Annotated in this window: 17 protein-coding genes and 1 tRNA gene; 6 read left to right on the forward strand and 12 right to left on the reverse strand. The window is 70.8% G+C overall.

Annotated elements, in window-relative coordinates:
* Positions 1 to 4 precede the first annotated feature (4 nt).
* Positions 5 to 1933, reverse strand: a complete 1929-nt coding sequence (locus tag IPL40_03310; GenBank protein ID MBK8480197.1) for a permease — start codon at positions 1931 to 1933, stop codon at positions 5 to 7.
* A gap of 261 nt (positions 1934 to 2194) precedes the next feature.
* On the opposite strand from IPL40_03310, the gene IPL40_03315 reads away from it, so the two are divergent.
* Both IPL40_03315 and IPL40_03320 read left to right on the forward strand, forming a co-directional pair.
* Positions 2195 to 2617, forward strand: a complete 423-nt coding sequence (locus IPL40_03315; protein MBK8480198.1) for a hypothetical protein — start codon at positions 2195 to 2197, stop codon at positions 2615 to 2617.
* Between the two features lie 5 nt (positions 2618 to 2622).
* On the forward strand, positions 2623 to 4452 hold the full coding sequence (locus tag IPL40_03320; protein MBK8480199.1) for a PEGA domain-containing protein: 1830 nt from the start codon (positions 2623 to 2625) through the stop codon (positions 4450 to 4452).
* A gap of 45 nt (positions 4453 to 4497) precedes the next feature.
* Here the strand turns inward: IPL40_03320 and mtnA are convergent, their stop codons facing one another.
* Positions 4498 to 5616: an S-methyl-5-thioribose-1-phosphate isomerase gene (mtnA, locus tag IPL40_03325; GenBank protein MBK8480200.1), complete on the reverse strand. Its 1119-nt coding sequence runs from the start codon at positions 5614 to 5616 to the stop codon at positions 4498 to 4500.
* Positions 5610 to 6356 carry a hypothetical protein gene (locus IPL40_03330; GenBank protein ID MBK8480201.1) on the reverse strand — a complete coding sequence of 249 codons (747 nt, stop codon included), beginning with the start codon at positions 6354 to 6356 and terminating at the stop codon, positions 5610 to 5612. Before IPL40_03330 ends, mtnA begins: the two co-directional genes overlap by 7 nt.
* Positions 6357 to 6522: 166 nt before the next feature.
* Here IPL40_03330 and IPL40_03335 point away from each other — a divergent pair, with 166 nt between their 5' ends.
* The gene (locus IPL40_03335; protein MBK8480202.1) at positions 6523 to 7284 is read left to right on the forward strand and encodes a hypothetical protein; all 762 of its coding nucleotides are present in this window, start codon (positions 6523 to 6525) and stop codon (positions 7282 to 7284) included.
* Between the two features lie 312 nt (positions 7285 to 7596).
* On the forward strand, positions 7597 to 7908 hold the full coding sequence (locus IPL40_03340; GenBank protein ID MBK8480203.1) for a hypothetical protein: 312 nt from the start codon (positions 7597 to 7599) through the stop codon (positions 7906 to 7908).
* A gap of 108 nt (positions 7909 to 8016) precedes the next feature.
* On the opposite strand, the gene IPL40_03345 is transcribed toward IPL40_03340, so the two are convergent.
* Positions 8017 to 8088, reverse strand: a tRNA-Cys gene (locus IPL40_03345).
* A 200-nt stretch (positions 8089 to 8288) separates the two neighbouring features.
* On the opposite strand from IPL40_03345, the gene IPL40_03350 reads away from it, so the two are divergent.
* Positions 8289 to 8477 carry a hypothetical protein gene (locus tag IPL40_03350; protein ID MBK8480204.1) on the forward strand — a complete coding sequence of 63 codons (189 nt, stop codon included), beginning with the start codon at positions 8289 to 8291 and terminating at the stop codon, positions 8475 to 8477.
* The gene (locus tag IPL40_03355; GenBank protein MBK8480205.1) at positions 8474 to 9361 is read left to right on the forward strand and encodes a UDP-3-O-acyl-N-acetylglucosamine deacetylase; all 888 of its coding nucleotides are present in this window, start codon (positions 8474 to 8476) and stop codon (positions 9359 to 9361) included. The genes IPL40_03350 and IPL40_03355 overlap by 4 nt, the downstream gene beginning before the upstream one ends.
* A gap of 30 nt (positions 9362 to 9391) precedes the next feature.
* Here IPL40_03355 and atpC read toward each other — a convergent pair whose 3' ends face one another.
* The 8 genes from atpC to IPL40_03395 all read right to left on the reverse strand — a co-directional run bounded on the left by atpC (position 9392) and on the right by IPL40_03395 (position 18069).
* Positions 9392 to 9829: an ATP synthase F1 subunit epsilon gene (gene atpC, locus IPL40_03360; GenBank protein ID MBK8480206.1), complete on the reverse strand. Its 438-nt coding sequence runs from the start codon at positions 9827 to 9829 to the stop codon at positions 9392 to 9394.
* A 3-nt stretch (positions 9830 to 9832) separates the two neighbouring features.
* Positions 9833 to 11257, reverse strand: coding sequence for a F0F1 ATP synthase subunit beta (gene atpD / locus IPL40_03365; protein MBK8480207.1), 1425 nt, complete (start codon positions 11255 to 11257; stop codon positions 9833 to 9835).
* 101 nt (positions 11258 to 11358) lie between these two features.
* Positions 11359 to 12225 (reverse strand): ATP synthase F1 subunit gamma, encoded by an 867-nt coding sequence (gene atpG, locus IPL40_03370; protein MBK8480208.1) that lies wholly within the window; start codon positions 12223 to 12225, stop codon positions 11359 to 11361.
* A gap of 10 nt (positions 12226 to 12235) precedes the next feature.
* The gene (locus IPL40_03375; protein ID MBK8480209.1) at positions 12236 to 13780 is read right to left on the reverse strand and encodes a F0F1 ATP synthase subunit alpha; all 1545 of its coding nucleotides are present in this window, start codon (positions 13778 to 13780) and stop codon (positions 12236 to 12238) included.
* A gap of 72 nt (positions 13781 to 13852) precedes the next feature.
* The gene (atpH, locus tag IPL40_03380) at positions 13853 to 14401 is read right to left on the reverse strand and encodes an ATP synthase F1 subunit delta (GenBank protein ID MBK8480210.1); all 549 of its coding nucleotides are present in this window, start codon (positions 14399 to 14401) and stop codon (positions 13853 to 13855) included.
* Complete coding sequence (locus IPL40_03385) at positions 14398 to 15192, reverse strand: hypothetical protein (protein ID MBK8480211.1); 795 nt, start codon at positions 15190 to 15192, stop codon at positions 14398 to 14400. Before IPL40_03385 ends, atpH begins: the two co-directional genes overlap by 4 nt.
* 41 nt (positions 15193 to 15233) lie before the next feature.
* Positions 15234 to 15710, reverse strand: coding sequence for a hypothetical protein (locus IPL40_03390; protein MBK8480212.1), 477 nt, complete (start codon positions 15708 to 15710; stop codon positions 15234 to 15236).
* Between the two features lie 10 nt (positions 15711 to 15720).
* Positions 15721 to 18069: a protein kinase gene (locus tag IPL40_03395; GenBank protein MBK8480213.1), complete on the reverse strand. Its 2349-nt coding sequence runs from the start codon at positions 18067 to 18069 to the stop codon at positions 15721 to 15723.
* Positions 18070 to 18217 lie beyond the last annotated feature (148 nt).

The following is an 18217-nucleotide window of genomic DNA, read 5'->3' on the forward strand; positions in this document are numbered from 1 at the left end:
TCGGTCAGTGTATATGCGGGTCGTTGCCGCGCGGCGCAAGCTCGGAATCGCCCTGGCAGCAGGCGTGATCGGCCTCCGCGGCGCCGGCGTGGGCGGCCGGCAGGCGGAGCTTGAGGCGCGCGGAGGCGGGGAGCGCTCGAAGCGGGTGGCCGCCCGCCGGGCTGGGCGCAGCGCCGCAGCAGGACGCTGCGCTCGCCGGCGCCGCGGAGGCCGGTGCCGCGGCGGCGAGCGCGGTTAGCCGCGCGAGGAAGCGCCGGGGGCCTTGTCGTAGCAATGAGGCGGCGTAGAGCAGCGCCAGCGCGCCGAGGGCGATCAGGTCGAGCGAACTCAGCGCCCCGTGACCCGCGTGGCTCGCCAGGGTCGTGGCCAGCGTGCGCGGCGCGGGCAGGAGATTGAGCAGCCAGCCCAACCCGAGGGCCAGCCCCGCCACGCTGAGCCCGAAGGTCACGGCGGCGCGGCGGCCATGGAGCTGGGTGAGCACGCCGAAGGTGCTGACGTTGGTGGCTGGCCCGGTCAGCAGGAAGGCGATCGCCGCGCCGGGCGAGACGCCCTTGGCCAGCAGCATCGCGACAATCGGGGTCGCGCCGCTCGCGCAGACGTAGCTGGGTACGCCGATCAACGCCAGCAGCGGGACATCGAGCCCACGCGGGAGCGCCGCGATCCAGCGTGCATCGATCAGCTGCGCGCCAAGCGCGGCGATGGCGAGGCCGAGCAGGATCCACGGCGCCGTGCCGTCGACCATCTCGCCGAAGCCGGTCGCCAGCGCGGCGCGCAGCCGCTCGCCCTGCGTCGCTGGTGCGGCGGATGAAACCTCGGGCAGCGTGACCGGGGCCGCGTCGGGGCCGAGCGTACGGCTGACGAGCCACGCGGCCGCGACCGCGACGATCGCGGCGCAGCCGATCCGCGCCAGCGCGAGATCGACGCCGAGCAAGGCGAAGGAGAGCAGGGCGGCATCGACGCCGATCTCAGGGGTCGCCACGAGGAAGGCCAGCGCTGCCGCGGTCGGCGCGCCGCGGCGCACCAGACCGCGATAGAGCGGGAGGACGCCGCAGGAGCAGATCGGCAGCGGCATCCCGAGCGTCACCCCCCGGATCGCCTGCTGCAGCGGCCGGCCGCGGCCGAGCCAGCTCACGCTGGCCGCCGGCAGGAAGCGCTCGAGCAACCCCGCGCCGAGATACGCCAGCAGCAGGGCCGGCGCGCTCTGGGCGGCCAAGCGCAGGAAGACCTGGGCCACGCCGTGGGGGTCGGGCGTCGCCGCCGCGCCGTGTTCGGCGACGAGCGTGTGCAGCCCCACCAGCAGGAGCACACCGGCGAGGGCGCCCGCCCCGGCTGCCAGCGTGCCCCGCGGCGACTCCGGGCCGCTGGGCTGGGTGCGATGCACCAGCACATGCAGGAGCGAGCCCGAGACGAGTCCCTCGAAGATCCCGACGAAGGGCAGGTCTCCTTGCAGCAGGGCGCCTGTGGCGATGAAGCCGACCAGCGTCGCCGCCGCCATGCTCGCAAGCACGGCGATCCGCACGGGCCGCCGGTAGGACGCGAGCAGCAGCCACAGCACGAGCCCGACCGGGAGGTTGTGCAGCGCGACCGCCAGGCCGAGCATCGCGCTGCGCGCCATCGCGGCGCCGTCGAAGACCGAGTGCAAGGCCAAACCCGCCAGGGCCAGGACGAGGGCGCCCGTGTGCGCTTGGTGGGCCGCGCGATGCATGCGGCGCTCGAGCCAGCTCGGCCCGAAGAACCCGGCGACGGCTGCGGCTGCGGCGCCCCAGCCCGCGTGGCTGAAGGCATCGGGCAGGCCGTGGAGGAGCACCAGACCACAGACGCCGACAAGGCTGAAGCCGTCGATGGCCCCTAGCATCGCTGGCCTGCGGCGGACGAAGCCGTGCACCAGGGGGCCGGCGACCAAGGCGAGCAGGCTGAGGAGGAGGGTGTACATGGCTCTCTCGTGGCCGGCGCGCCTCGCGGTTGGCGCGCGCGGAGCATAGCTGCGGCCGATAGCCTGCGCAACGCAGTGGCCTGCGCAACGCGGTCGCCTGCGCGATGGGGGCTCCGCGCGCGAACCACCGCTGGCCGTGTCTCCGGCGCCGGCGGCCACGAGCCGAGATAATGCGGCACCCCAAGGCGGGCACGCTGTGCTAGGTTCGGCGGCAGTTAGGGTTTATCGAGCGCCGCGCCCGTGGCGCAAGGAGGACAGCAAATGATCACAGTAACGCGTACAACCGGGTTGGTCTCCGTGGTGGCGGCTGCCGCCCTCGCCCTCGCGGCTTGCGCCCAGACGATCGCCGTCAATCGCTCGACGATCGTGCCGGGAGCGGTTGGCAAGCTGACGGTGGAGAAGGACGACAGCGGCAACGCCAAGGTCAAGCTCGAGGTCGAGCATCTGGCGCCTTCCACGCAGCTCTCGCCGCCGCGCGCCGCCTACGTCGTCTGGGCGCAGACGCGCGATGGGCGGGCCTTCATGCTGGGCCAGCTCAAGGTCGACGACGATTATAAGGGGGTCTTCGAGGGGACGGCGCCGGTCTCGCAGCTGCGCCTCATCGTTTCGGCCGAGGACTCCACCGCCGCGACGCAGCCGAGCAGCCAGGTGGTGCTGACGACTGATAACTTCGAGGCGGACTAGCCGCCATGCACGGACCATTTCTCGGTGGAGCGGTGGGGCGATCGCTCGTCGTGCTGCTCGCGCTCTTTGGGTCGTCGGCTGCTTGGGCCGCGCGAAGCGTCAGCGTGCGCGTGCGGACCGTGCCGCCTGGCGCGGTGATCTACGTCGGCACGCGGGCGGGCGGCGCCGTGGGCACGACCCCCACGCGGCTGCGTTTGCCCCGTGGGCCACACCTGCTGATCGCGGAGCTCGCAGGGTATGACCCCCTGGAGCAGGCGATCAGCGTCACGCGTCGCGACACCTTCACCTTCACGCTGGTGCGGAGCGTGCCGAAGGCGACGCTGCGTCTGTCCACGGCAGCGGGTGATCAGGCCGCCGGCGCGGCGCTGACGGTCAACGGCAAGCCGGAGGGTGGGCTGCCGAGCAGCTTGACCCTGGCGCCGGGCAATTACCTGGTCGCCGTCAGCAAGGCCGGCTTTCGACCGTGGCAGCAGTGGGTCACGCTCGGCAGCGGCGACGAACGCGCCTTGACCGTCACCCTCGAGGCGCTCGCGCCGCAGACGGGAACCCTGCTCGTCGCCACCAATGTCGCCGGGGCCCAGGTCCGCGTCGACGACCGGCTGGTGGGAGAGGCGCCGGCGCTCGTGGGAGACCTCACCGTCGGCACGCATGCTGTCTCGCTGCGCGCCGAGGGGCGCGCGGAGCAGCGCGCGTCAGTGATCATCGAGGCCGGAAAGACCACGAAGTCGGTCCTGAACTTCGAGCAGGTGCCGGTGGCGAAGACCGGAACGCTGCGGATCGTGACGGCTCAGCGCGGCATCGACATCTATGTCGACGGCGAGTTCCGAGGCAAGGCGCCGCTGACCCTGGCCGAGGTCGCGGAGGGGGCGCATGTGGTGATCGCCGAGCTGCCCGGTCATCAGACCGTCGAGCAGCGCGTGGTGCTGCCGGCCGGGCAGGTCTACGCCCTGCGCCTCGATCTTCAGCCCGCGGCCGTGACAGCGACGCCAGCGCCGGTGGTGCCCTCCGTGGATGGAGCCGTCGCCGCAGCGCCTGCAGCCCCGATGGCGGCGGCGGGGGTCCTTTCCTCGGACGCGGCGGCGACGGCCTCGACTCCCGCCACGGTCGGCCCTCCGGTGACGGCGATCCCGGCCCTTCAGGGTCCCGCGGGCGGCGCGCAGCTGGGGGCCGCAAATGAGGCAGATGAGAGCGACGAGCCGCGGCGGGTGCGCAGCCAATCCTCCTATGGCGCGCAGCTCGTCTCGCCACGGAACTTCACCGCCGACGTCTCGCTCGGGTTCCCCTACTGGGGCGAGGGGCGCCTGACCACGGGCGTCCTCAGTCGCGGCCACTATGGGATCGACGCCGGCGTCGAGCTGCGGTCGACGGGGGCCTTCACCGAGTTCGACGCGATGGCCAAGCTGCGCTTCCTCAACCACGAGGCCATCGCCGTCGCGGCGCTCGTCTCGTTGGGCGGGGGCGGCGGCCCCAAGGCGCGCAACACCTTCTTCCTCAACGCTGGGGTCGTCGCCTCGCTGATCTTCAAGCGGGTGCTGACCTTCAGCGGGCGGGTCTATGCCAACTTCTACACCGACCGGCATTGTCCCAGCTCGGCCAAGAGCGGTGAGCTCGGCTTGTGCGCCGTCGACGGCGCGCGCGACCGCGACGGGGGGGCGCGCCTGATGCTTTCAGGCGTGCTCGAGATCCCCGTGACGACAAACCTGGGAATCGTCGGCCTGGTCGAGGGGGCGCCCTTCCAGGCCCAGCGCAAGGCGTTTCGCGACGCCTACTCCAGCCTGATGTTCGACAGCGATCCGCGCCTCTACGGCCGGCTCGGCGTTTCCTTCAAGTTCTAACGCCGCGGCCACTGGCAACGCGGCGCATGGCGCCAAGACGCACCCTCAGAGCAGGGCGGCGATCGAGTCCTCCGTCGGTGGGGCCGCGACGCCCGCGTCGGTGATCAGCGCCGTAATGAGCTCGGCTGGGGTGACGTCGAAGGCCGGATTGCGGACGGCGACGCCGCGCGGTGCGAGCTGCTGCCCGGCCAGCGTGGTCACCTCGGCGGGTGAGCGTGTTTCAATCGGGATCGCTGCGCCGTTGAGGGTGGCGCGGTCGATGGTCGAGCGGGGCGCGGCGACGTAGAAGGGCAGGGCGTGCCGCTGGGCGAGCACGGCGACCATGTAGGTGCCGATCTTGTTGGCGACGTCGCCGTTGCGCGCCACGCGGTCGGCGCCGACGATGCAGCAGTCGATCTCGCCGCTCCGCATCAGGGCCCCCGCCATGTTGTCGCAGATCAGCGTCACCGGGATGCCGCTGCGTTGCAGCTCCCAGGCCGTCAGGCGCGCGCCCTGCAGCACGGGGCGGGTCTCGTCGGCGAAGACCTCGAGGCGCTTGCCTGCCTCGACCGCGGCTCGGATCACGCCGAGCGCCGTGCCGTAACCGCCCGTGGCCAGGGCTCCGGCGTTGCAGTGGGTCAGGACCCGCGCGCCGTCGGGGATCAGCGGGGCGCCATGCTGGCCGATCGCCCGGCAGGCGGCGAGGTCCTCGCGCCAGATCGCGAGCGCCTCGCGCTCCAGGGCTTCGCTCACCGCGCGCTTGCCCTCGGCGACGTGGCGCTCGAAGGCCCGCGTTTGCCGATCGAGGGCCCAGAAGAGATTGACGGCAGTCGGCCGTGAGGCCCGCAGCAGGGCTACCCCCTGCGCGAAGGCGTGGCGAAGGCCTGGCTGATCGCTCGGATAGGCGCGCGCGCCGGCGGCGAGGCCCAGCGCCGCGGCGCAGCCGATCGCGGGGGCCCCACGGACAACGAGCGAGCGGATCGCCTCGGCGACCTCGGCCTCGTCGCCGTAGCTGCGCCAGAGCTCCTCGCTGGGCAGGGCGCGCTGGTCCAGCAGCTCGAGCCTCCCCTCGCTCCAGCGCAGCGGCGAGAGCACCTCTTCCCAGAGCGCCTCCGAGGTGGGTGGTGACGAGATCTTGCCCTGGTCGAGGGCTGCTAGATCGGGGGGGAGAGCAGCGTTCACCATTCGGGGATCTCACCGGCCAGCAGCGCCTGCGGGCCGTCGATCAAGAACTGGCGCGCCCCGGCTGTGCCGAGGCGGCGCTGCAGCCAGGTCAGGCCAGCTTCGCAGTAGCGAAGGTCCGCGAGCCCGTGCGTGTCGCTGGTGAGGGCGTGAACGCGGCCTTCGAGCACGAGCCGCCGCGCGCGCGCGCGGGCGCCCCAGCCGCCGATGCCCCCGAGTGAGCCGAGATTAACCAGCAGGGCGGCCTTGCCGGCGAGCTCCGCCAGCCGTCCGCGATCGTCGGCCAGCTCGGGCCAGCGCTCGACGTGGGCGATGATCGGAAGGGATCCCCGCAGGCGCAGCTCGAAGAGCCGGTCTGCGAGCTGGGGGGGCAGCGCGTCGCGGGGAAACTCGACGAGGAAGGCCCGCGCGCCGGTGTAATGCGGTTGGGCCCGATCGGGGTGACGTGCAGCCAACAGCTCGTCCCACATGTTCTCAGCGGCGGGGTCGGCGATCACGGTCCTGCTGCCCGCTTCCGTCAGGGCCGCTCGCAGCGCTTCCGCGGCCGCGCCGCACTGCGCGCGGTCCGGCGTCCAGCGCCCAGCGTATTGATGCGGCGTCGGATGCAGGGTGGTGAAGCCGAGCCGCTCGAGGGCCTGCACGAGGGCTACAGCCTGATCGAGCGCCGTCGGGCCGTCGTCGAGCCCGGGCAGGATATGGCAGTGAAGATCAATCCAGCCCTGCTGCGCGTTAGCCTGAACCATGACGCGGGCGATTCTAACTGCGCGGGTCCGAGGCGCAAGCCTGCGTGAGGGATGAGCTTCGGTTCGCCGTGGCAGCCTGACTGGCGTTGGAGCCGTCCGCGAGATTATGCTAGACGACTGCGTTGGCGGTTGGCGCGGCCACGCCGAATAGAGAGGGCAGGCGAACATGGCGGAACGTGATCCGAACTCGGTGTTGTTTTCCCTGAAGGAGCTCCGGAAGATCGAAGAGCAGCGCACCGCGGAAGAGAAGCAGGCGGTCCAGGACCGGATCGATGCGGCGCGGCGGGCGAAGGAACAAGAGGAGCAGCAGCTCAAGGCGGCTGAAGCGCGCCAGCGGCAGGAGGAAGAGGCGCGGACGCAGCGCGAGCGGGAGGCGCGTGAGCGCGCCGCGCGTGACGAGCGCATCCAGGTCGCCGAGGCCGAGAACAGGGCGCGGATCGAGGCCGAGATGCGCCTGCAGCAGCACCGCGTCGTCGTCGAGGCGGAGGCGCAGGCCCGAGCGGGTGCCCACACCCTGCGGAAGATCGTGGTGACCGTCGTCGCGCTGGCCGTCGTGGTGGCGGTCGGCTTGGGCTACTTCCTCAAACAGAAGTCGGAGGAAAAGCAGCGCGCCGAGGCCGCGCAGCAGCGCATCGCCGAGGAGATCAAGGCGCTCAAGCAAGACTTCGAGCAGCGCCAGGCGGCCTTCGCGCGCGAGCAAGAACAGAGCGACGAGCGCGTCAAGGAGCTCGATGAGCGGCTGAAGAGCGCGAAAGACGTGGCGACCCGCGAGCTGCTGCGCAAGCAGCGCGCCGAGGAGCGGGATCGCGCGACCCAGCGCGCCGCGGCCCAGCGTGCCGCCGCGGATAACTACAGCCGCAGGGTCAGACAGGGGATCGGGGCCAGCGCCAGGAAGTGCCCGCCAAATGATCCCCTCTGTGGAATCTAGGCCCTGGCGCCGGGACCATTCGACCCCACCGCCGGCCCTTTGGCCCGCCCTCTCCAGGCCTCAGCCTCTAAGCGACTCCGCGCTGCCGAGCGCCTAGCCCCCCGGACCGTGGCAGCACTTGCTCCCGTCAGGCGCTTTCGACGCTGGAGGGAGGAGTAAAAGAACAACAATAGCGATGGCTTGTCAGTCACTCCCGAAGGGCGGGGCGCCGCCGCGCCTGGTCGAGCCTGGGACGCTGGGAGGGCGAGATGCTTGGCTTGGTTCTTGAAAGAAACGAGGGGCAAGAGAGACTTCGTCGTAGCAGGAGCCGACGTGGCTGTTTTTAGCGAGATCACCTGCGCCGCCTGCGATACCGTGCACCGCAGTCGGCGCGAATGGGCACGTGGCCCCATTCACTACGTCTACCGCTGCAAACACTGTGGGGCGTCGATTCAATTTTCGGTGGCGCAGCTCCGCTGGCGTTTCTATCCGACAGCTCAGACAGCCGGCCTGACGGCGGCACAGACCATGCCGCTGCCGCTGGAGACCATCGGCGGTGAGGTTGAGAGCGGGGGCGGTACCGCTGTCAGGCGCAAGTGGACGCGGCGCCCCACGCGTCGCGGCTTCGGTGCCGAAACGCTATGAGGCCTCTCGCTGGGGCTTCTCACTGGGGCTTCTCACTGAGCTGGCCGGCTCGCGGGGCCCTTCGGATGACTTGCCTAGGCCAGCTCCGCAAGAGCCTGGGAGGCTGGGAGGCGGCGACCAGAGTCGAACTGGTGCGTGGAGGTTTTGCAAACCTCTGCCTTACCACTTGGCTACGCCGCCAAAATCCACGAGCCAAAATCCACGAGCCCCTGGTCTAGCCTCGGATGCCTTGAGCCGTCAAGTTCCGATGCGCGCTCGGCGCTTTGCCCTGCGCACCCGCCTGGACAGGCTTTCTTCGGGCGTGCTACACGACCAGCTTCAGCCCAGCTTCATTCTACGAGCGCATCCCGCTTCAACTGCCGAAGCGGGGAGGGGGAGCGATGTCGTGCATGGGGGTGAAGGTCTTCTCGGCCACGAAGGCGCGAGACAGGGAGGAGCTCGGCGGCCGCGTCACAACCTGGTTGCGCGAGCACCCTGAGCTGACGGTCTTCGACAAGTCAGTCAGGCAGAGCTCCGACCGGGAGTTTCACTGCCTGACGATCACCGTCATGTTTAGAGATCGCGCCTGAGCGCGGGCGTCGCCAAGGCGACCTGGCCGCCAGCCGAGCGGCGCCTGCTACGTGCCACGCCTGTCTTCGCCGGCCTGGGGCTGCACGGAGCCGCGCCGGTGCGCGCCTGGGTCGAACCCGCGCGGCGCCCAGGGGCCGGAATCCTCGTGCGGCGCCTTGACCGACAGCCTCTCCGCGAGCTCCCGGCGACCTTCGAGCATGCCACGCCCGCGTTGGCGCAGACGCGCCTCGGCAGCGCCGATCACGGCGTTGCAACGATCGAGCATCTGCTCTCGGCGCTCTGCGGCTACGGCGTCTGGGATGCGGTGATCTGTGTCGACGGCCCCGAGCTGCCGATCCTCGACGGCAGCTCGAGCGTCTGGGCTGCGGCCTTGGTCGAGGCCTGCGCGCCGGAGCCCTTCCCGCGCGCGGGGCTCTCGTGGTCGGTGGCGCGCCCCTGGCAAGACCAACCCGGGCGGAGCCGCCTTCGCCTGACGCCCGCTCCCGTCGGGCGCATCTGCTGCGAGCTCGACCACGCGCATCCGGCCATCGGCAGGCAACAGGCGGCCTGGTCCGTCGGCGACGCCGCGGGCTACCTGGCGGAGATCGCCGCTGCGCGCACCTTTGGCTTTGCAGCCGACGCCGAGGCGCTGCGGCAGCGTGGCCTGGCGCGGGGCGCGGGGCTGCACTGCGTGCTGGTCTTCGATGAACGCGGCATTCTCAATCCGGAGGGCGAGCGGCTCGTCGGCGAGCCCGCGCGGCACAAGCTGCTCGACGCGATCGGTGATCTGGGGCTGCTCGGGGGCCCGCTGCGCGGCAAGGTCGAACTCAGCGGGTCGAGCCACCGCCATCTGCTGCTGGGCCTGCGCCGAGCAGTGGCAGCCGGGGTGCTGCGCCGCGACTGATGGGAGGAGCGCTGGCGCGGCCAGCCGCCGCTACCGGCGGGCGCCGCCGAGCCCGGCGACGGCGAGCTGAGCCTCGGCCCAGCGCACGCGGTCGAGCAGTTCCGCATACTCGGCAGCGCCTGGTTCGCTGGCGTTAGGCAAGGGCGCCGTCCACTGCCGCAGCGCGGCCTCGCCCTCGGCCAGCGCGTGTTGGGCGGCCTCGACATCGATTTGTTCCGCGCGCAGCGCGCGTTCGGTGACCACGAGCACGCTATCCTTCGCGCCGATCCGGGAGAAGCCAGGCCCGATCGCCAGCGCGGTCTCCTGCGTGCCGCAGCGAAAGGCGAACATCCCCGATCGCAGGGCCGCCAGCATCGGCCGATGGCCGGGCAGCACGCCGAATTCGCCGAGCGTGCCCGGGAGGCGCAGCTCCTCGACCGGCGTGTCCGCGATCGTGCCACTGGGGGTGACGAGCTCCAGCTGAAGCATCAGCTAGCCGCCCCCTTCTTGACGTAGGCGCTCGGCCTTGGCGCGGGCCTCGGCAAGGTCACCCACGTAGCGGAAGGCGTCGAGCGGCAGGTCGTCGCCTTCGCCGTCGACGATCGCCTTGAAGCCGCGGACCGTCTCGGTCACGTCGACCAAGCGCCCGGCCTGGCCGGTGAACTGCTCGGCGACGTGGAAGGGTTGGGAAAGGAAGAGCTGGAGGCGCTGGGCCCGTCGGACGGTCGTCTTATCCTCCTCCGAGAGCTCATCCATCCCGAGAATCGCGATGATGTCCTTGAGGTCCTTGTAGCGCTGCAGGACCTGCTGCACCCGTCGCGCCACCGTGTAATGCTCCACGCCGACGACATCGGGGCTGAGGTTGGTCGAGGTCGAGTCGAGCGGGTCGACCGCGGGGTAGATTCCCATCTCGGCGATCTGCCGCGAGAGCACGGTCGTGGCGTCGAGATGCGCGAAGGTGGTGGCCGCCGCCGGATCGGTCAGGTCGTCCGCGGGGACGTAGATGGCCTGGACGGAGGTGATCGAGCCGCGGTCGGTGGAGGTGATGCGTTCCTGCAGCGCGCCGAGGTCCGTCGCCAGCGTCGGCTGATAGCCGACCGCGCTTGGCATGCGCCCGAGCAGCGCCGAGACCTCGGAGTTGGCCTGCGTGAAGCGGAAGATGTTGTCGATGAAGAGCATCACGTCCTGCCCTTCTTCGTCGCGGAAGTACTCGGCGACGGTGAGGGCCGAAAGCCCGACGCGCGCGCGCGCGCCCGGCGGCTCGTTCATCTGGCCGTAGACCAGCGCGATCTTGTCGAGCACGCCGGCCTCTTGCATGTCACGCCAGAGGTCGTTGCCCTCGCGCGTCCGCTCGCCGACGCCGGCGAAGACCGAGACGCCGCCGTGGGCCTTGCCGACGTTGTTGATCAGCTCCATCAGCAGCACGGTCTTGCCGACGCCCGCGCCGCCGAAGAGGCCGACCTTGCCGCCCCGGCGATAGGGACAGAGCAGGTCGACCACCTTGATGCCGGTGGGAAAGGTCTCGATCTTCGTCGACTGATTGACGAACTTCGGCGGCGCCGCGTGAATCGGTCGGTACTGCTTGGCCCCCAGCGGCCCCGCCTCATCGACGGGCTGGCCGATCACGTTGATGATCCGGCCGAGCACCTCGCGCCCGACCGGCACGCGAATCATGTCGCCGGTATCCCTGACGAGCATGCCGCGGACGAGCCCATCGGTGCTCGCCATCGCGATCGTGCGGACGATGTGCTCCCCGAGGTGCTGCGCGACCTCGAGGACGAGGTTGTCCGGTAGGTCGCTGAGCTCTGGGTTCGTCACCGTCAGCGCTCCGTAGATGTTGGGCAGGTGGTCGTCGAAGGCGACGTCGACGACCGCGCCCAAGACCTGGTTGATCCGTCCTTGCTTCGTCCGGTCCATGCTTCCTCTATCCTCTGCTCGCCACCACGAGGGGTTGGCGCGCTCTGGCCCAGCGGCAGGCCGCTGGGCCACTCACCACCGCTCGTGTCTCCGACGCGCTCCTAGCGCAGGGCCTCGGCGCCGGCGATGATCTCAAGCAACTCCTTGGTGATCGCCGTCTGCCGCGCCTTGTTGTACTCGAGCGTCAGCGCTCCGGCCATTTCGGCCGCGTTCGTGGTCGCGTTGCCCATCGCGGTCATCCGCGAGCCATGCTCGGAGGCGACCGCCTCCAGGGCGGCGCGCTGCAGCTCGACGCGCAGATAGATCGGCAGCATCGTCGCCAACAGCGCCTGCTGGTTCGGCTCATAGATGAAGTCGACGGACAGCGCGTCGTCGCTCTCGTGCGCGAGCGGCGCCACCGGCAAGAGCTGCTCGATCGCCACCGCCTGGCTCATCGCGGACTTGAACTCGTTGTAGACGAGGCAGACGCGATCCGCCTGCGCGCTGGTAAACCGATCGCGCACGATCTGGGCGAGCGTCGTGGCGCGCTCGAGGGCGCTCTGCGTGTCGACGCCGGGCAGCCACTCCGCGAGCTCGATCTGGCGATAGCGGTAGAAGTCGCGCCCCTTGCGCCCAATCACCACGAGCTGCGCGTTTTGCCCCGCCTCGTGCAGCTCTTCGCGGAGGTGCTCGGTGGCGCGGAAGACGTTGGTGTTGAACGCGCCGCAAAGCCCACGGTCGGCGCTCAGCACGATGATCATCACGCGCTTCGCTTCGCGCTCGGCCAGCAGTGGATGCTGCGAAGGGTCGGCGCGTCGGGCGAGCTCGGCAACGAGCTGGCGCACCTTGCGAGCATAGGGGCGCGCGCCGACGACGGCAGTCTGCGCGCGCCGCAGCTTCGACGCGGCGACGAGCTTCATCGCGCGCGTGATCTTCTGCGTGCTTCTTACCGAGGCGATTCGCCGGCGAATGTCTTTGAGCGCGGCCATGATCGCGTCCTCAGCGGGCGCCGGTCTTGGCGCTGGCGACCTGATTGCCGGCGCCAAACTCGGCAACGAAGGCCTCGATGGCCTGGCGGAGCTGTTGCTTCAGCTCGCTCGACAACTCGCCGGTCGCGCGGATCTGCTCGAGCAGCGCCGGGTGGTGCTGGTCGAGCCAGTGCAGGAGCTCGCGCTCGAAGCGTCGGACCTCGGCGACGGGAACGCTGTCGAGCATCCCCTGGGATCCGGCGAAGAGCACCACGACCTGCGCTTCGACGGGCAGGGGCGCGTACTGGTCCTGCTTCAACAGCTCCATCAAGCGCGCGCCGCGGTTGAGCTGGCGTTGCGTCTCCTTGTCCAGGTCCGAGCCGAACTGCGCGAAGGCCGCGAGGTCACGGTAGCGCGCGAGGTCGAGGCGGAGCTGGCCCGCGACCTGCTTCATCGCCTTGATTTGGGCGGCGCCGCCGACGCGGCTGACCGAGAGGCCGGCGTTTACCGCCGGACGCTGGCCGGCGTAGAAGAGGTCGCCCTCGAGGTAGATTTGGCCGTCGGTGATCGAGATGACATTGGTCGGGATATAGGCCGAAACGTCGCCGGCCTGCGTCTCGATGATCGGCAGCGCCGTCAGCGAGCCGCCGCCCTCGGCGTCGCTCAATTTTGCCGCGCGCTCGAGCAGACGACTGTGCAGGTAGAAGACGTCTCCGGGATAAGCCTCGCGCCCGGGCGGTCGGCGCAAGAGTAAAGAGAGCTGACGGTAGGCGACGGCGTGTTTGCTCAGGTCGTCGTAGACCACCAGCGCATGGCCGCCGTGGTTCATGAAGTATTCGCCGATGGCGACCCCGGTGTAGGGCGAGAGGAACTGCAAGGGCGCTGACTCGGCGGCGCCGGCCAAGACGACCGTCGTGTACGCCATTGCTCCGACATGGCGCAGCTTGTCGACGACCTGCGCGACAGTGGACTGCTTCTGGCCGATCGCGACGTAGACGCAGTGCACGTGCTTGCCGCGCTGGTTGATGATGGCATCGACCGCGAGCGCCGTCTTGCCGGTCTGGCGATCGCCAATGATCAGCTCCCGTTGACCGCGGCCGATCGGGATCATCGAGTCGATCGCCTTGACACCCGTCTGCAGCGGTTCATGGACGCTGCGCCGCTTGACGATGCCGGGCGCCTTGATCTCGATCTTGGAGAAACTGGGATGCTCCAGCGGCCCACCACCGTCGACCGGTTGCCCGAGCGCGTCGACCACCCGGCCGACCAGCGCCTCGCCGACGGGGACCTGGGCGATCTCGCCCGTGCGGCGCGCCAGGTCGCCCTCCTTGATCAGCGTATCCTTGCCGAGCAGCGCGACCCCGACGTTGCCCTCCTCGAGGTTGAGCGCGAGTCCCTTGACGCCGTTGGGGAACTCCAGCAGCTCGCCGGACATCGCGCCCTCGAGTCCGAAGACGCGCGCGATGCTATCGCCGACCGTGAGCACGGTGCCCGTTTCGACCACGGCGACGCGCTGGTCGTAGTGCTCGATCTGTTGGCGGATGATGTCGCTGATCTCCTCGGCGCGTATCTGCATCTTCGTTCCTCGGCCGTCGCCCAAGCAGGGGCGAGTCGTTGGTGGCGTAGCCTCGTTGGCGCCCGATCGCGCCTAGGCCCTTTCCTCCAGCAGCGCCTGGCGCAGCCGCGTCAGGCGGGCTCGCAAGCTGTCGTCGAAGAGGAGCGACCCGACGCGGGTCGCCAGGCCGGCGATCAGTCCGGGATCGACGGCCGTCGTCAGCAGGACGCGCTGGCCCGTGCGCTGCTCCAGCGCGCGCTTGATGCGCTCGGCGAGCTCCGGCGCGAGCGCCGCGGCGCTGGTGACCTCGGCGCGCACACGACCTGCGTGGCGGTCGGCGCCCGCGGCGTAGCTGCGGGCGATCTCCGGCAGCAAGGCGATGCGGCCGCGGTCGAGTAGCAGCCGCAGGCAGTTGCGCAGGGCTGGCAGCAGTCCGAGACGGTTCGCGAGCTGATCGATGAGCTTCCGCCGGTGGTCTGTACCGTAGGTCGGATTCTCCAGGGTATCGCGCAGGTCGCCCTGCTCGCGCAGGAGCGCCGTGAGCTGCGCGAGTTGATCGCCGAGGGAGTCCAGCTGCGCGTGGTCGATGGCGATCCGCAGCAAGGCCTGCGCGTAGCGTTGGCTGATCCGACCCGCGATCACGACGGGCCCCCGTCCGCTGGCTGGAGCAGCTGCAGCAGGCAGGCCTCGTCCAGCCGCTGGCGGTCCTCCGCCGTCACCCGATCGTGCAGTAGGCGCTCGGCCGCCTCGAGCGCCGCCGCGATCGCGCCGACCTCGAGCCGCCGCTTGATGCGCTCGACCTCCTGCTCCAGGCTGCGCTCCGCGACCGCGATGATGCGCTGCGACTCCGCCGCGGCCTCGGCAAGCAGGCGCTCGCGCTCGTGATCGGCATCGCGGGTCGCCTGGGCGCGGAGCTCGGCGACTTCACGCTCGACGCCAGCGAGCAGCCGCTGCGCTGCCGCGAGCTGCTGTTCGGCCCGTACGCGCAATTGGGTCGCCTCGGCGATCTGCTCGCTCAGTTCGCGCCGGCGAGTGTCGAGAAAGGTCCTCAGGGGTCGGCGGCCGAGGCGGACCAGCAGCAAGAGCAGCAGCGAGAAATTGAGCAGCGCGAGCGCGAGCGGAGGCCCGCTGCGCGCCACCGCGTCCGCGCCGCAGCCGAACCAGTTGATCGGGGCCGGCTGGGCGGGCTCAGCGTGCGCCTGGGCGGGATCAGCGTGCGGTTGCGCGCGCCCGGCGTGTGGCTGCAGCTTGGCTTCGGACTGAAGGGCCGTCGGCGCGGCCGGCTGCGGGCCGCTGGCCCTGGCGCGGGGCGCGCTGAGGTTCGCGCCGAGCATCAGCAGGGCGAGCGCGCAGGTCGCGACCGGTCCCCGGCGCAGGGTGCGGCGGGGGAGCGGGGCCAGAGGGTTGAGCTGCTGGGCAGGCGCTAGGGGCAAGGGTCGAATCTCTCTCTATTTCGCCTTGAGGGCGGGCGCCGCTAGGGGCGTCGTCCAAGCACCTTGGCTGCGATCTCCGCGGCGAGCTGGTCTGCGCGCGCGCGCAGGGCCAGGGCCGTGGCAGGAGCGCTCTGATTGAGGGCCGTCCGCGCGGCAATCAGGCGCTCTTCCGCCGCGCGCCGCGCGGCCGCGACCTGTTGCTGTGCTGCGGTTTCGGCCTCGAGGCGCTGCGCTGCGCGCTGGGCACTCGCCGCCTGGCGTGCAGCCGCGAGGCGCTGGGCGTGGGTGCCCGCGGCCGTCGTGCCCTGCGTGGTGAGTTGCCCCGCCTCCGCGCGCGCGCCGTCGACCAGCGCGGAGCGCTCGCGGCGCAGGGCGAGGTGCGGGCGGAAGACGAGCTGGCGGAGCACCAGGAAGAGGAGACCGAAGAGCGCGAGCTGCAGCACGAGGGTGCCGTCGATATCGATCACCGGCGGGGAGGCGTGAGCGGCGGCGCTGAGCAGCGTGAGCGAAAGAGGCACGTCCGGGCGCCTAACACGGCCTGGAAGGGGCTGTCAAACGCCAAGATAAACACGGAGATGTGCCTGGGCCGTGGAGGCCGCTGTGGCGCCAGAACGCTGTTCCCCGGTGGTCTGGGGCAGGGCCCCCGGGAGCCCTTCGGCGAGGGCGGCGAGGCGGCGCTGTGGAAGCAGGGTGGCCGCTGTGCCGGCTCATTCCGAGCGGCGGAGCGAGATACTCAGCTTCTGCTCCGTGGCGCTCTCCCAACGCAGCACGCGGCGCCTCGAGCTGGTAGCCCCGGTGGCGCAGCTCGATCGTCAGGCGATCCGTCAGCGTCAGGTTCGAGAGGGTGAGGGGCGTGATCCCGCGTCGCGTTTGATTGACGTAGACCGCCGCGCCCTGAGGATTCGAATCGACCGTCAGGCTCCCGGTGGCGGGCGTCAGCGAGGCGACGAGCCGCTGGCGACGCTCGCGTGGCCGAAAGGACGTGCGCGTGCTCCAGCGCTGGTAGCCCTCCAGGGTCAGCGCGACCCGCATCGCTTGCAGCGGGGGGGAAAGGCCGACCGTCACCGGAGTGGGTTGGCCCAAGGGGCGCCCATTGATCGTCACCGCCGCGCCGCTGGGCACGGAGATAATCTCCAGCACGGCACTGCCCGGAAAGGGATCCCAGCGCTCGATCGCGACCCAGCCGCCGACGACGGCCGCGCTCGCCAGGGCCAAGAGCAGCAGCGTGCGTCGCATAATCCGTCGCGGGCGCACTCGCAGTCCCGTCGGCAGTCCGATCCCGGCGCCGGTCAGTCGCCGGCCTGGCGCGTGGGCGGCGCTCGAGGGCGTGGATCGCGAGGCGAGCGCGCGCTCGGCTGTCTTGCCAGCGCTCGCTGCGCGCGCGCTGGTCGGGCGGCGAGCGTGCTGGCGCAGGGCCTGATCGAGTGGATGCAGCCCCGTGCTGCGCCGGGCGCGGGAGGCGAGCAAGGGCGTAGGCGGCGTCCCCTTCCCCTCCCGCTCCTCAGCCGAGCGGCGGTGGCGCGCGGTCGACGCGGGGCCCGCAAGGGGCGAGGGCGCGCGGTCCCCGGCGGCGCTGACGCGCGGGCGGTACCCCTCGACGCTGGAGGGCGCTGCGCCCGAAGGCGCGCGATGTCGCTGCTGGAGAGGCGTTGTGCCCGTGTCGTGGGCCGCGGCGCGGGCGCGTGTCGGGCCGGCATAGGGCGGAAAGTCGAGCACCTGATGCAGCGTGGGCGTTGGCCGCTTGCCCTCGTCGGGCTGTGGCGCGGGCGTCGTCGCCTCGTCCTCCCCTGAGGAGAGCGCGTCGAGCAAGCCAAAGGTGGCGTCGGCCAGTGTGGGATCCCCGGCCATCGACGTACCGGCGAACTCGGCCGCGAGCGCGCGTTCGTCGAGCAGCCCGAGGGGATCGTCGCCGATCATGGTCGGGACGTCGTCGGGGCCTGCGGAGGTCAGCTCGGTGGGCGGGCGAGGGGGGCGCGGCGCCCCGTCTGGGACGCTGCCGATCGTCGCTTGGACGAAGCGGGCCGCTCGCTCCGCGGTGAAATCCGGCGCATAGGACGAGAGAAACGAGGTCAGGCGGGCCTGGAACTCGAGCGCAGAGGGCCAGCGATCGTCCGGATGGCGCGCCAGCGCCCGCAGGACGATCGCTTCGAGCGGCGGGGGGATGTCGCTGCGCAGTCGGCTGGGCGGCGGCACGTCGGCCTCGCGTACGAGCTGCAGCAGCGCTTCAGCACCCTCCTCGGCGTAGAGCGCGCGTCCGGTCAAGATCTCCCAGAGGATCGCGCCCGCCGAGAAGATATCGGCCCGATGGTCGAGGCGGCCCCCGCGCGCCTGCTCGGGCGCCATGTAGCGGAACTTGCCCTTGAGGACACCGACCTCGGTTTGGCGCCGGCTGTCTGCTGCCTTGGCGATGCCGAAGTCGACGATCTTCACCTCGCCGGCGTACGAGAGCAGGACGTTCTGCGGGCTGATGTCGCGATGGACGATGTTGCGCGGGCGACGGGCCTCGTCGAGCTGGCTATGGGCATAGTGCAGACCGGTGGCGACCTGTTGGCCAATATAGGTCGCGACGTCGAGCGGGACGAGTGCGTGCTGCCGGTCGAGGCGCTGCAAGATGCGGTAGAGGTCGGCGCCCTCCACGTACTCCATGGCGATGTAGTACGTGCCCTCGAGCTGGCCGAGCTCGTAGACCTGGGCGATGTTGGCGTGCGAGAGGCTGACGGCGATCTTCGCCTCCTCGATCAGCATCTGCGCGAAGCTCTCGTCGCTCGCGAGGTCGGGGTGGATGACCTTCAGCGCGCAGTACTTCTCGAAGCCGGCGACGCCCTCGCTCTTGGCCAGGAAGACCTCGGCCATGCCGCCGACAGCGATCCTGCGCACCAGCTTGTAGGGGCCGAATCTATGGTTCGGGGCGAGCACTGCCGTGATTATTTCACACTATCGACGGGCGTGGCCTGTTGCGGTGCAGGCCGCGCCGTGGCCCCGCGGCGGCGGCGACGGCCGCGGCCTGGTGACGCGGTTGGCCGGG

The sequence above is a fragment of the Pseudomonadota bacterium genome (genome assembly GCA_016711215.1).
Classification (GTDB): Bacteria; Myxococcota_A; Polyangia.

Coding starts and splice junctions, on each gene's coding strand:
- IPL40_03310 (MBK8480197.1), bottom strand. CDS start 1,933: ATGTACACCCTCCTCCTCAGCCTGCTCGCCTTGGTCGCCGGCCCCCTG.
- IPL40_03315 (MBK8480198.1), top strand. CDS start 2,195: ATGATCACAGTAACGCGTACAACCGGGTTGGTCTCCGTGGTGGCGGCT.
- IPL40_03320 (MBK8480199.1), top strand. CDS start 2,623: ATGCACGGACCATTTCTCGGTGGAGCGGTGGGGCGATCGCTCGTCGTG.
- mtnA (MBK8480200.1), bottom strand. CDS start 5,616: ATGGTGAACGCTGCTCTCCCCCCCGATCTAGCAGCCCTCGACCAGGGC.
- IPL40_03330 (MBK8480201.1), bottom strand. CDS start 6,356: ATGGTTCAGGCTAACGCGCAGCAGGGCTGGATTGATCTTCACTGCCAT.
- IPL40_03335 (MBK8480202.1), top strand. CDS start 6,523: ATGGCGGAACGTGATCCGAACTCGGTGTTGTTTTCCCTGAAGGAGCTC.
- IPL40_03350 (MBK8480204.1), top strand. CDS start 8,289: ATGTCGTGCATGGGGGTGAAGGTCTTCTCGGCCACGAAGGCGCGAGAC.
- atpC (MBK8480206.1), bottom strand. CDS start 9,829: ATGCTTCAGCTGGAGCTCGTCACCCCCAGTGGCACGATCGCGGACACG.
- atpD (MBK8480207.1), bottom strand. CDS start 11,257: ATGGACCGGACGAAGCAAGGACGGATCAACCAGGTCTTGGGCGCGGTC.
- atpG (MBK8480208.1), bottom strand. CDS start 12,225: ATGGCCGCGCTCAAAGACATTCGCCGGCGAATCGCCTCGGTAAGAAGC.
- IPL40_03375 (MBK8480209.1), bottom strand. CDS start 13,780: ATGCAGATACGCGCCGAGGAGATCAGCGACATCATCCGCCAACAGATC.